We start from the raw sequence: 12,280 nt of genomic DNA on the forward strand, positions 1-12,280 counted from the left end.
CCCGCGGAACGACGGTCGGGGCTGGTGGCGGTGAGCCACCGGCCCCGAGCCGTCTCACCCGCCCTGGGCCGTCTCACCGCCCCTGGGCCGGTGACGGTGAGCCGTCCGGCGCCGAGTGGGTCGCCGTGCCCCTCCGGCCGGTGGTCCGTGGCTCGGGGCAGCCGCTCAGGCGACGGTCGTCGGGGTGTCGCGCAGGGTGACGTTGGCGTGGCTCTCCTGGAAGCTCTGGTCGGAGACCAGGGTCAGCCGGGCCGTGGACCGGAACTCCGGAAGAGTGGTGGAGCCGCAGGACACCATCGTGGTCCTGAGCTTGGCGATGGTCACGGCGAGCCCTTCGTCGAGGTCGCCGGCGTACGGGACGTAGCCGTCGACGCCTTCTTCGAAGATCAGGCCCTGACCTCCTTGCCCGTAGCGCTGCCAGTTGCGGGCACGGTTCGAGCCCTCGCCCCAGTACTCCTTCACGAAGCCGTCCCGGGTGGGGAGCTTCGCACCGGCCGCCTGGTCGAAGCGGGCGAAGTAACGCCCCATCATGACGAAGTCGGCTCCCATCGCCAGTGCCAGGGCCACGTGGTAGTCGTGCACCAGCCCGCCGTCGGAGCAGATCGGCACGTACTCGCCGGTGCGGTCGCGGAAGGCGTCCCGGGCGGCGGCGACGTCCAGGACCGCGCTGGCCTGGCCGCGGCCGATGCCCTTCTGGTCGCGGGTGATGCAGATGGAGCCGCCGCCCACGCCGACCTTGACGAAGTCCGCACCGGCCTCGGCGAGGAAGGTGAACGCCTCGCCGTCGACCACGTTGCCGCCGCCGGTGGGGATCTCCGGGTAGTGCTTCTTCACCCAGTTCAGGGCCTGCGCCTGCCAGTCGCTGTAGCCGTCGGAGGAGTCGAAGCACAGGGCGTCGGCGCCGGCCTCCAGCAGGGCGGGAACGCGCTCCCGGTAGTCGTGGGTGTTGATGCCCGCGCCCACCCGCAGGCGCTTGGCGCTGTCGACGGCCTGGTTCGGGAAGCGCTTGTTGTCCGTGTAGTCGGACCGGAAGACCAGGTACTGCAGGTGGCCCTCGGCGTCGAGCACCGGGAGACAGTCGAGCCGCTGGTCCCACAACCGGGCGTTGGCTTCGGAGAGCGTGGTGTCGGCCGCGGCGTGAGGAAGGTCGGCGACGGCGGTCATCCGACCGCTCACGGGTCCGTCGAGGTCGTGGCGCTGCGGGTGGAAGTCGCGGGAGGTCACCAGGCCGAGCAGGAGGCCGGTGGCGCTGCCGTCGTGGGTGACCGCGGCGGTGCTGTGACCGGTGCGCCGCATGACGGCGACCAGGTGGCTCAGGCTGTCGTCGGGGCGGACGTTGGTGTCGCTGGTGACGAATCCGGCCTTGAAGTTCTTCACCTGGCGGACGGCCGCGGCCTGGTCCTGGACCGACTGGTTGTGGTGCAGGAAGCTCAGCCCGCCGTTGCGTGCGAGCGCGACGGCGAGTTCCGGTGTGCTGACGGCCTGCATGATCGCGGACGTGAACGGGGAGCCGAGTTCGATCGCCGACGGCTCTCCGGCGGCGTGCCGCACCAGGGGCGTGCGCAGGTCGACCGTCGCGGGCGAGCAGTCGGTCCGGGTCCGGTTGGGCAGGAGCAGAAACTCGTTGAACGTCCTCGAGACCTCGGCGATGACCTGTGCCACTCGTTCCTCCTGACCCGTCGACCGGAACCCGACTGCCCGGCCGTGAAGGCCGCCCCATGTCCCAGGACCGGGCGGGCAGGTGACGGCATGACAGCTGCGGAGGTGCCACGAGCTGCGGCGGAGTCCTGACCTGCCCGGGGTTCTCGCCGGGGCGGTCGTGACCTGGGACCCTATCGACTGGCCCCGCCGCTGCGCGAATCCCGTCCTCTTCCCCGGAACGACGATCCCCGTCGCCCCCCCGGCCGGGCGTGTGGCAGGCTGCGGCGACGAACCCCACCCGGGTCGGCGCGCCCGTACGAGCTCTCCGGCCGCACCATGCTTCAGGAGCACCACCCGTGAACGGAAAGCGCCGCCGTCTTCTGCTGGCCGCCATCGACCCCCTGCTGGAGGCCGGAGAGCGCGTCGAGGTCACGACGATCGTGAACCTCAGCTCCGTCTCCGTACGGCGGACCGCGGCGTTCGCGGTGGCCTCGGCGGTCGTGAGCGCCGGCGCGATGAGCGTGATACCGGTCCCGGTGCCGATGTACCTCGCCATGACCGACCGTCGCCTCTTCGTCTTCCGGGCCGACCCGACGTTCGCCAGAACCGGGGAGCACCTGATGACCATCCCGCGGGCCGGCCTCGTCCGTACGGCGGTCCGGGAGCGTTTCCTCAACTCGTCGTTCGTCGTCTCCTCGGGGGACCGCCCGCAGGGGCTGAAGATCGTCTTCCCGTTGCTCGGCCGCAAGGAGCGGGACGTCATCGCGGCGGCCCTGCCCGTGGCCGCCTGACCCGGCGGACGGCGGGAATCGTGGAGCTGAGGCCCATCGCGGTCAACCGGGTCGCGCACGCCGGACTCGGCATCGTGCCGGGCGTCCTGGCCGTCGGCGAGGGCGTCGGGGCCACCGGCGTGGCGGACAGGGTGACCGCAGGAGTGATCGCGGCGCTGTGCGCGGTGCTCGGCGTACGCGGGTACCGGCTGGGCGTGCGGTGTGCGGCCGGACGGCTCACCGTCCGGGGCTGGTTCTGGACCCGGACCATCGAACGACACCGCGTCACCGAGATCACCGGCTTTCCCGCCGTCCGGTGGACGGCGCCGTCCGGGCGGCGGCGCTGGACGCCGGTCACGGCGTTCATGAGCGACGGGGGAGAGCTCGCTGTGGTGCGCCGCAGCAAGCGGGACAACAGGGCCGCCCTTCGGCGATGGGCGGCCGGGAGAGGCAGATGACCGCCCGCCCATCGGCGAAGGGCGGTCAAGGGTGGGGACGGCCCGCCGACGCCGGACCGGCCGACGGCAGCAGCGCCGGCAGGGCGCCGTCGCTCCCCGCCGCGCGCGCCGACGTAGAGGAGGGGCCCGCTCCCCTGCGGCAGCCCCGCCTGCGATGACATCGGCGCCCGAGGGGCCGGGCAACCGGCACGCGTCCGAACGGGGCCGTGGCGACGGGCGCGCCGTGCAGCGCCGAGTGGCCGGGAAAGGTCTTTGACCGCCGCCCGGTGCTGTCCGACACTGCCCCGGTGAAGACCGACAAGGGCAGCGCGCCCCTACGGACCGAGCGGCTGACGCTGCATCCCCTCACCCCCGCCGAGGCCGAGCGGATCGTCAACGGGACGCCGGGCGCGGGGGATCGCTGGGGGCGCGGCTACCCGTCCGACGGGGACGTGGCCGGGGCGTCCGGTTACCTGCGCGTGCGGGCGGACCACGGCGATCCCGGGGTGTTCGGGGCGTACGAGATACGGCGGCGCGAGGACGGGGAGGCGGTCGGCGGGATCGGCTTCCACGGGCCGCCGGACGACGAGCGTTTCGTGACCGTCGGCTACGGGCTGACCGAGGCCGTCCGGGGGCAGGGCTACGCCCGCGAGGCGCTGTCGGAGCTGATCCGGGTCGCCGGCGAGGCCGGTGCCGCCGGGGTGAAGGGCGACGCCGACCTCGGGAACGTCGCCTCCCAGCGGGTGATGGAGGCCGTGGGCATGCTGTTCGTCCGCGAGGACGATCAACTGCGCCACTACCGGCTCGTGTTCCCCGCCGGTGGTGCGTGACGACCCGGAGGCACCGGCTTCGCCGCGGGATCAGCGCTGCGACAGCTCCGACGGCGCCTCCTGGACCACCCAGCCGTTGCCGTCGGGGTCCTCGAAGGACATGAACGAGTTCCAGGTGTCGCCCTTGCCGTCCTCCCAGCCCGTCGCGCCCACGTGGCGGATGGGGGAGACGTCCACGCCCCGGTCGAGGAGTTCGGCGCGGGCCGCATCGATGTCCGTGACGCAGAGCTGCAGACCGTGCAGGGTGCCCGGCGTCATGCTCCGGGTCCCCGGGGCGCCCGGCATGCCCGACAGCATGGCGATCGAGCAGCGCGAGCCCGGCGGGGTCGCCTGGATGATCCGCATCCCGGGCGCCACCTCTTCGTCGAGGTCGATCTTGAAACCGCACCTGTCGCCGTAGAACTCCTTCGCCCGGTCCATGTCGGTGACGGGGACGGGGACGACTTCGAGCGTCCAGTTCATCGAGACTCTCCTTGGAAACGCCAGCGGGTCTGGCCGAACGGCTCGCCCTTGGCGAAGCCGAACGCCGTACGGGGCGCCACCGCGAACACCAGGGCCGTCCCACCGTCGCCCACGAACGCGCCGTCGCGCACGTCGAAACGCCAGTTCGGCCCGTACTTCCCGACGTAGGCGTCCGCGAGCGCCCGGAGCCGCTCCTCGTCCGTCACCCGGACGGCTTCCCCCTCGATCACCAGGTCGAATCCCTCGGCGAGATCGTTCGTCCCGGTGGTGAGGACCACCTCGGGGCGGACCGCCAGGTTGCGCGCCTTGCGTTCGTCGGGACCGGTGCAGAAGTGCAGCGCGCCCTCCGACCAGACGGCGATGAGCGGGGTGACGTGCGGGCGGCCGTCCGGCCGGACCGTGGTCAGCCAGAACACCTCGGCCGCGGTGAGCCGGGCGACGGCCGCCGGCCAGTCCGCGGCGTGCGCCCTCGGGTCGCTGTAGCGGGCGTCCAGGGAGGTCTCGATCGGCACGGGGTGCCCCTCTCGTCGAGCGGTAGCGGTGTCACGGCTTCAACGAGGCAGACCGTGTCAGGGCGCGAAACTCATCGCCGCCGGTCCACCCGGGCCCGGCACACCGCCGTCCGCCGCACCCCCGATTCCGGACCCGGCGCCACGCACTCCCGGGGCGACCCCGGCATCCGCTCCGGATAGGCTCGATCGAGGGACATCGACGGCGGAGGGAACGGCGGAATGACGGTGCCGGGACGCAGGAGCAGTACCTTCTCGCGGCTGCTGCGACACGGGTTCACCGATCCGTCCGGGGCCGAGCGGCTGCTCGACCTGCCCGAGCTGGCCGCACTGCGCGGCGACCCCGTCCTGCTCGACGCCCTCGGCGCCACGGCCGACCCGGATCTGGCCCTGCGCGGCCTGGTCCGGCTCGTCGAGGCGCAGCCCGACGACGAGCGGCAGACCCTCACCGCCACGCTGCTCGCGGCCAAGCCCTTCCGGGACCGGCTGCTCGGTGTCCTCGGCACCTCCGAGGCCCTCGGCGACCACCTCGCCCGCCACCCGCACGACTGGCAGACGCTCGTCACCTACGAGGCGACCGATCTGCACCCCGGGGTGGCCGAGTTCGAGCAGGGACTGGCCGAGGCGACCGACCCGGTCACGCTCCGGGTCGCCTACCGCCGTTGCCTCCTCGCGATAGCGGCCCGGGACGTCTGCGGCACCATCGACGTCGCCCAGACCGCCGCCGAACTGGCCGACCTCGCCACCGCGACCCTCCGGGCCGCCCTCGCCATCGCCCGCACCGCCGCGCCGGCCGACGCGGCCCTGTGCCGGCTCGCCGTCATCGCGATGGGCAAGTGCGGCGGCCACGAGCTCAACTACGTGTCCGACGTCGACGTGATCTTCGTCGGCGAACCCGTCGAGGGCGCCGAAGAGGGCAAGGCGATCCAGGCGGCGACCCGCCTCGCCTCGCATCTGATGCGGATCTGCTCGGAGACCACCGTCGAGGGCACCATCTGGCCCGTCGACGCCAACCTCCGCCCAGAGGGCCGCAACGGCCCGCTCGTCCGCACCCTCTCCTCCCATCTCGCCTACTACCAGCGCTGGGCCAAGACCTGGGAGTTCCAGGCCCTGCTCAAGGCCCGCTCGGTGGCCGGGGACCCGGAGCTGGGCGCCGACTACATCGACGCCGTCTCCCCGCTCGTCTGGCAGGCCGCCGAGCGGGAGAACTTCGTCCCCGACGTGCAGAAGATGCGCCGGCGGGTCGTCGACAACATCCCCGCCGCACAGGTCGAACGCGAGCTCAAGCTCGGGCCCGGCGGCCTGCGGGACGTCGAGTTCGCCGTCCAGCTCCTTCAGTTGGTGCACGGCCGCGGCGACGCCACCCTGCACAGCGGCACCACCCTCGACGCGCTCGGGGCGCTCGCCGCCGGCGGCTACGTCGGCCGCGCGGACGCGGCCCAGCTCGACGAGGCGTACCGCTTCCTGCGGGCCCTGGAACACCGCATCCAGCTCTACCGGCTGCGCCGCACCCATCTCGTGCCGGAGGACGAGACGGACCTGCGCCGTCTCGGCCGCTCGCTCGGCCTGCGCACGGACCCGGTCGCCGAGCTCAACAAGGAATGGCGCCGGCATGCCTCGGTCGTCCGCCGGCTGCACGAGAAGATCTTCTACCGCCCGCTGCTCGACGCCGTCGCCCAGCTCACCCCCGGCGAGACCCGGCTCAGCCCCAAGGCCGCCGGTCAGCGCCTGGAGGCGCTCGGCTACGCCGATCCCGTCGCCGCGCTGCGCCATCTGGAGGCACTCGCGTCGGGCGTGACCCGCAAGGCCGCGATCCAGCGGACGCTGCTGCCCGTGCTGCTCGGCTGGTTCGCCGACTCCGCCGACCCGGACGCCGGACTGCTGGGCTTCCGCAAGGTCTCCGACGCGCTCGGCAAGACCCCCTGGTACCTGCGCCTGCTGCGCGACGAGGGGGCCGCGGCGGAGAACCTCGCGCGCGTGCTGTCCGCCGGGCGGCTCGCCCCCGACCTGCTGCTGCGCGCCCCCGAGGCGGTCGCGATCCTGGGCGACCCGGAAGGGCTCCGGCCGCGCGGCCGCGAGCACCTGGAGCAGGAGGTCCTGGCGGCGGTCGGCCGGGCCGACGGGGCCGAGCAAGGGGTCGCCGCGGCCCGCGGCGTACGGCGCCGGGAGCTGTTCCGTACCGCCGCGGCCGATCTCATCGCCTCGTACGGCACCGAGGAGAGTGCCCGCGCGACCGACCCCGGCGCGCTGGTCGACCAGGTCGGCCGGGCCGTCACCGACCTCAACGCGGCGGCGATCGCGGGCGCGTTGCGCGCGGCCGTGCGGGCCGAGTGGGGCGACACGCTGCCGACCCGGTTCGCGGTGATCGGCATGGGGCGCTTCGGCGGCCACGAACTGGGCTACGGCTCCGACGCCGACGTCCTGTTCGTGCACGAGCCCCGCGAGGGCGTCGACGAGCAGGAGGCCGGCCGGGCCGCCAACCGGATCGTCACCGAGATGCGCCGCCTCCTCCAGCTCCCCACCACCGACCCGCCGTTGCTGATCGACGCCGACCTGCGTCCGGAGGGCAAGAGCGGGCCCCTCGTCCGTACGCTGAAGTCGTACGAGGCCTACTACCACCGCTGGGCGCTGGTCTGGGAGAGCCAGGCCCTGCTGCGCGCCGACCCGCTGGCCGGCGACATGGAGCTGGGGCGGCGGTTCATCGAGATGGTCGACCCGCTGCGCTATCCCGCCGAGGGCCTGGGGGAGGACGCCGTCCGCGAGATCCGCCGCCTCAAGGCACGGATGGAGACCGAGCGCATGCCGCGCGGCGCCGATCCCACCCTGCACGCGAAGCTCGGCCGCGGCGGTCTGAGCGACGTGGAGTGGACCGTCCAGCTCCTCCAGATGCGCCACGGCTGGGTCGAGCCGGGCCTGCGCACCACCCGGACCCGCGAGGCGCTGGCCGCCGCCCACGCCGCCGGGCTGATCCCCACGGACGAGGCCCAGATCCTGGACGAGGCGTGGGTCCTGGCGACCCGCGTCCGCAACGCGGTGATGCTGGTGCGTGGCCGGCCGGGCGACACCTTCCCCTCGGACGGGCGTGAACTGGCCGCGGTCGGCCGGTACCTGGGCTACGAGCCCGGGCACGTCGGCGAGATGGTCGACGACTACCGGCGGATCACCCGGCGGGCCCGGGCGGTGATGGAGGAACTGTTCTACGGGGCCGCCTGAGGGCCGTCCCCGCCCCGGGGCCGTTTCCCCCGGCGCCACCGGAGGAACGGCCGGGCACACGGGCGACCGGACGGAGGCCCCGCCTGTTCTACGCTCTTCTCAGGAAGGTCTCGGGCAATTCAACCGGAGGTCGGATGCCGGAGCAGGGCCGGGAGACCGGAGCGGACCCGGGCGCCGTTTCCCGGCGGGCCCTTCGGCCTGCCGGACTGGCCGCGGTCGCCGACCCGGGGATGGACCGGTTCGCCCGGCTGGTGTCCCGTCTGCTGAGGGTGCCGGTGGCCCTGGTGTCCCTGGTCGAGGAGGAGCGCCAGATCCTGCCCGGCATGATCGGGCTGCCGGAGCCCTGGGCGGGGGAGCGGGCGCTGCCGCTGTCCCACTCGCTCTGCCGGTACGTGGTGGAGTCCGGGCGGCCCCTGATCGTGCCCGACGCCCGGGCCGACGACCGGCTGCGCGGCAGCCCCGCGATCCGGGACCTCGGCGTGATCGCCTACGCGGGACTGCCGCTGACCGACGCCGACGGACTCGTCCTGGGCTCCCTCTGCGGCATGGACCACCAGCCCAGGGCCTGGGACCCGGGAGAGCCGACCGACCTGAAGGACCTGGCCGCGGCCTGCTCCGCCGAGCTGAGGCTGAGGATCCTGTCCGCCCAGCACAGCTCGGCGCGGAAGGTGCTGGAGACGGCCCGGGCCGCCGCCGAGCACGCCCGGAGCGACGCGGAGCGCCTCGAGCAGGAGGCCCAGGCCGGCCTGGACCACGCCGAACTGCTGCTGAAGGCCTCGGAGGAGCTGGCCCAGACCTCCGGACTTGAAGACGTGCGGCAACGGCTGCGTGACCTGTTCGGCGGCGTCGGGAAGCCCTCGTACGTCGGGCTGCTCGTCGCGGACAGGGAGGAACTGCACCGCGTCCCCGGTCCGGACGAGGCGGACGGCGTGGAACCCGAGATCCTCACCCTCCCCGCCGATGCCACGTCCCCCAGCGCGCGAGCCCTGCGGGAACGACGGACCGTGTTCGTGCCCGACCGTGACGCCCTCGTCGCCGGCTACGGCCCGGAGACGGTCGCCTTCTTCGACGGCATGGGCCTCACCACGATCCTCTGCCTGCCGCTCTGGGGGCGACGCACCCTCCTGGGCGTCCTCGCGATCTGCTGGACCAAGCGCCACAGAGTGAGCATCCCCGAGCGGGCCGCCCTCACCGCAGCGTCCGGGTACGTCGCACAGGCGGTGGAACGGGCCCTCTACCTGGACGAGCGGATCTCCGTCGCCCGCCAGCTCCAGGCCGCCATGCTCACCGACCTCCCGCTCGCCGACGGCATGGAGATCAGCGCCCTGTACCAGGCGGCCGCCGACGACAACATGGTCGGCGGCGACTGGTACGACGCGTACCACCTGCCGCCCGCGGCCTCCGGCGGCCCCGCGGCGCTCGTGGTCACGGTGGGCGACATCATCGGGCACGACATGCACGCCGCGACCGTGATGGGCCAGCTCCGCAGCATGCTGTGCCAGGCCACCCTCGACCATCCCCCGTACAGCCCCGCCACCGCTCTGAGCGCCCTCGAGGCGGCCTGCTCCGTCCTGCCCATCGTCGCCGGCGGGACACTCGTCCACGCCCGTCTCGACCCCGTCGACGGCAGTCCCGACTGGACCCTCACCTGGTCGAACGCCGGCCACCCCCCGCCCCTGCTGCGGGCTCCGGACGGCCGGGTCACGCCTCTGGAGCAGCACGACGTCCTCCTCCACCAGGCACTCGGCCCGGCCCACCGGACCGAGCACCGCCGCGCACTCCCCTCGGGTTCGACCCTGCTGCTCTACACCGACGGGCTCATCGAGCGCCGCGGCCACGACCTCGACGCCGCCATCGCGCAGGTCTCCGCCCTGCTCGCCCGCCACGGCGGAGAACCGCTTCCCGACCTGCTCCACCGGATCAGCAGCCGGCTGGTGGACGGGGCCCCCGAGGACGACATCGTCCTGCTCGCCCTGCGCATCCCCTGACGACGATCCCGCGGTGCGGACCGGCTCGGTGAGGCAGGCTCCGCGGTTCGTCGAGAACGTGACGTGGGGCCGCACTTCAACGGGGCGATGCCGGGTAGTCGCCGGAGGAGCGTCCCCGGATCGGGCCGTCGACCTCCGACGTCGCCCCGCGGTCTACGAAGAGTGAATCCGACCATGAACGCATTGCCCACGGTGTGCCCCCCACCCGCACCGGCTGAACCGGGGAGCGACTTCGCCCGACTCTCCAGGAAGATCCAGGCCGCCGGACTCATGAGCCGGCGCCCGGGCTACTACACGTCCCGCATCGCCGCGGTGACCGCCTCGTACGCGCTCGCATGGACCGCCTTCGTGCTGATCGCCGACAGCTGGTGGACCCTCGCGGTCGCCGTGCTGCTCGCCTTCGTCTTCGGGCAGGTCGCCCTGCTGGCCCACGACGTCGCGCATCGCCAGGTCTTCCGGCTGCGCAGGTCCAGTGAGCGCTTCGGGCGCATCGCGGGCAATCTCGGCATCGGCATGGGATACGGCTGGTGGCAGGACAAGCACACGCGTCACCACGCCAACCCCAACCACGAGGAGCTCGACCCCGACCTCAACCCCGACATCCTCGTCTGGACGCAGGACCAGGCCCGCGCGGCGACGGGACTGCCACGCCTCCTGGGCCGCCGCCAGGCGCGGCTGTTCTTCCCCCTGCTCACGCTCGAAGGCTTCAACCTGCACGTGTCCGGGATGCGGTCGCTGGCCGACAGCTCCCTCAGGAACCGGGTGGGGGAGGGCGTCCTGCTCGTCACCCACTGCGCGGCCTACCTCGGGGCACTGTTCCTGGTACTGCCGCCCGGCAAGGCGGTCGTCTTCCTCCTCGTCCACCAATGCCTCTTCGGTGTCTACCTCGGCTCGATCTTCGCCCCGAACCACAAGGGCATGCCGATCCTGCGCGGCGCCGACCGCCCTGACTTCCTGCGCCGCCAGGTGCTGACCTCCCGCGACGTGCGGGGCGGGCGGTTCACGGACGTCGTCCTCGGCGGCCTGAACTACCAGATCGAGCACCACCTCTTCCCGAGCATGCCCAGCCCGCACCTGCGCCTGGCGCAGCCGATCGTCCGCGGCCACTGCCAGGAGCTGGGGGTGAGCTACCAGGAGACCGGTCTGATCGCCTCCTACCGCATGACCCTCGCCAGCCTCCACGAAGCGGGGGCGCCGATCCGCGGGCCTCGTCTCGAGGCCGCGCCGGGTCCGGGGACGTCCTGAGACCGCCGACGTGCCCGCGGGCGGATCCGACGGTGTCCGCCGGCGATCCGGTCGAGGCTCCGGCCGACGAGACGGCGCAGCCGCCCGTCCGGCGCACGGTGGCCGTCGGCCGCGTCACCTGCCGGAGCTGACCTTCCGGCCCGTGGAGTCGGCGGGGCCGGTGGGCCCCGTGGGGCCGGTCGGTCCGGCCGGGCGGGTGGCTCCGGCGGCCGCGGGGTCCGGGGCCGCCGCGGCATCCGGCGCCTCGGCGGCACGGTCGGCACCCGCCGGCCCGCCCCGGGCGACCGGCTTCGCCGATTCCACCAGCTTGGGCAGCCCCTGCGGCAGCGAGCCGTACCAGAAGTACGAGACGGCGAAGCCGAAGGCGAGGCAGATCATGCCGCCCACCGCGTCGAGCCAGAAGTGGTTGGCGGTCGCCACGATCACGACCAGGGTCGCCGCCGGGTAGAGCAGGCCGAGGATGCGCGCCCACGGCGCGGAGGCCAGCGCGAAGATCATGAGACCGCACCAGAGCGACCAGCCGATGTGCATCGACGGCATCGCCGCGTACTGGTTCGACATGTGCTTGAGGTTGCCCGAGGCCATCGAGCCCCAGGTGTGGTGCACCAGCACCGTGTCGATGAAGTCCTGGCCGTTCATCAGCCGGGGCGGCGCGAGCGGATACAGGTAGTAACCGACCAGGGCCACACCCGTGGTGGCGAACAGGACCGTGCGGGACGCCGCGTAACGGCCCGGCTGCCATCGGTACAGCCAGACCAGCACACCGATCGTGATGACGAAGTGCAGGGTGGCGTAGTAGTAGTTCATCGACACGATCAGCCATGTCACCGAGTTCACGGTGTGGTTGACCGTCTGCTCCACGGCGAGGCCGAGGGACTGCTCGACGCGCCAGATCCAGTCGGCGTTCTCGAGCGCCTCGGCCTTCTGCTCCGGTACCGCGTTGCGGATGAGCGAGTACGTCCAGTAACTGACCGCGATCAGCAGGACCTCGAACCATATGCGCGGCCGTCGGGGCGTGCGGGCGCGCAGTCGTGCGAACCTGCCGTCGGCCGCGATGGGTGACGGGGTGGCGGCCTGCTGGCCTTCCAAACGCTTCACGGTCGATTCACCCATAGGGAGAGAGTCTGCCAGATCCGTTCCCCCCGACCGATCATCCCTCGGTCGGGTACGGGATGCACGCGCTCC

At 73.0% G+C, this 12,280-nt stretch carries 10 protein-coding genes; 6 read left to right on the forward strand and 4 right to left on the reverse strand.

Annotated features, from left to right (window positions below):
* Positions 1 to 165: 165 nt before the first annotated feature.
* Positions 166 to 1,662, reverse strand: coding sequence for an IMP dehydrogenase (locus ACE1OA_RS24785; protein WP_432753419.1), 1,497 nt, complete (start codon positions 1,660 to 1,662; stop codon positions 166 to 168).
* 335 nt (positions 1,663 to 1,997) lie between these two features.
* Here ACE1OA_RS24785 and ACE1OA_RS24790 point away from each other — a divergent pair, with 335 nt between their 5' ends.
* The 3 genes from ACE1OA_RS24790 (at position 1,998) to ACE1OA_RS24800 (ending at position 3,678) form a co-directional block, all read left to right on the forward strand.
* On the forward strand, positions 1,998 to 2,432 hold the full coding sequence (locus ACE1OA_RS24790) for a hypothetical protein (protein WP_356609225.1): 435 nt from the start codon (positions 1,998 to 2,000) through the stop codon (positions 2,430 to 2,432).
* A 20-nt stretch (positions 2,433 to 2,452) separates the two neighbouring features.
* The gene (locus ACE1OA_RS24795) at positions 2,453 to 2,869 is read left to right on the forward strand and encodes a hypothetical protein (protein WP_432753420.1); all 417 of its coding nucleotides are present in this window, start codon (positions 2,453 to 2,455) and stop codon (positions 2,867 to 2,869) included.
* Between the two features lie 287 nt (positions 2,870 to 3,156).
* Positions 3,157 to 3,678, forward strand: coding sequence for a GNAT family N-acetyltransferase (locus ACE1OA_RS24800; protein ID WP_356609221.1), 522 nt, complete (start codon positions 3,157 to 3,159; stop codon positions 3,676 to 3,678).
* Positions 3,679 to 3,708: 30 nt separating this feature from the next.
* Here ACE1OA_RS24800 and ACE1OA_RS24805 read toward each other — a convergent pair whose 3' ends face one another.
* Positions 3,709 to 4,140 carry a VOC family protein gene (locus ACE1OA_RS24805; protein ID WP_356609219.1) on the reverse strand — a complete coding sequence of 144 codons (432 nt, stop codon included), beginning with the start codon at positions 4,138 to 4,140 and terminating at the stop codon, positions 3,709 to 3,711.
* Positions 4,137 to 4,652: a pyridoxamine 5'-phosphate oxidase family protein gene (locus ACE1OA_RS24810; protein ID WP_432753421.1), complete on the reverse strand. Its 516-nt coding sequence runs from the start codon at positions 4,650 to 4,652 to the stop codon at positions 4,137 to 4,139. The genes ACE1OA_RS24805 and ACE1OA_RS24810 overlap by 4 nt, the downstream gene beginning before the upstream one ends.
* A gap of 219 nt (positions 4,653 to 4,871) precedes the next feature.
* Here ACE1OA_RS24810 and ACE1OA_RS24815 point away from each other — a divergent pair, with 219 nt between their 5' ends.
* From ACE1OA_RS24815 to ACE1OA_RS24825, 3 genes are all read left to right on the forward strand, one after another.
* A complete protein-coding gene (locus ACE1OA_RS24815) occupies positions 4,872 to 7,862 on the forward strand; it encodes a bifunctional [glutamine synthetase] adenylyltransferase/[glutamine synthetase]-adenylyl-L-tyrosine phosphorylase (RefSeq protein ID WP_361317019.1) in 2,991 nt (996 codons plus the stop codon).
* A gap of 134 nt (positions 7,863 to 7,996) precedes the next feature.
* Positions 7,997 to 9,850, forward strand: coding sequence for a GAF domain-containing SpoIIE family protein phosphatase (locus tag ACE1OA_RS24820; RefSeq protein ID WP_432753422.1), 1,854 nt, complete (start codon positions 7,997 to 7,999; stop codon positions 9,848 to 9,850).
* Positions 9,851 to 10,024: 174 nt separating this feature from the next.
* Positions 10,025 to 11,095, forward strand: a complete 1,071-nt coding sequence (locus ACE1OA_RS24825) for a fatty acid desaturase family protein (RefSeq protein WP_432753423.1) — start codon at positions 10,025 to 10,027, stop codon at positions 11,093 to 11,095.
* 114 nt (positions 11,096 to 11,209) lie between these two features.
* Here ACE1OA_RS24825 and ACE1OA_RS24830 read toward each other — a convergent pair whose 3' ends face one another.
* Positions 11,210 to 12,208, reverse strand: a complete 999-nt coding sequence (locus tag ACE1OA_RS24830; protein WP_432753424.1) for a phosphatase PAP2 family protein — start codon at positions 12,206 to 12,208, stop codon at positions 11,210 to 11,212.
* Between the last annotated feature and the right edge of the window lie 72 nt (positions 12,209 to 12,280).

It is taken from the genome of Streptomyces sp. JL2001 (genome assembly GCF_050917515.1).
Taxonomy (GTDB): Bacteria; Actinomycetota; Actinomycetes; order Streptomycetales; family Streptomycetaceae; genus Streptomyces.

Coding starts and splice junctions, on each gene's coding strand:
- ACE1OA_RS24805 (WP_356609219.1), bottom strand. CDS start 4,140: ATGAACTGGACGCTCGAAGTCGTCCCCGTCCCCGTCACCGACATGGAC.
- ACE1OA_RS24815 (WP_361317019.1), top strand. CDS start 4,872: ATGACGGTGCCGGGACGCAGGAGCAGTACCTTCTCGCGGCTGCTGCGA.
- ACE1OA_RS24820 (WP_432753422.1), top strand. CDS start 7,997: ATGCCGGAGCAGGGCCGGGAGACCGGAGCGGACCCGGGCGCCGTTTCC.
- ACE1OA_RS24825 (WP_432753423.1), top strand. CDS start 10,025: ATGAACGCATTGCCCACGGTGTGCCCCCCACCCGCACCGGCTGAACCG.
- ACE1OA_RS24830 (WP_432753424.1), bottom strand. CDS start 12,208: ATGGGTGAATCGACCGTGAAGCGTTTGGAAGGCCAGCAGGCCGCCACC.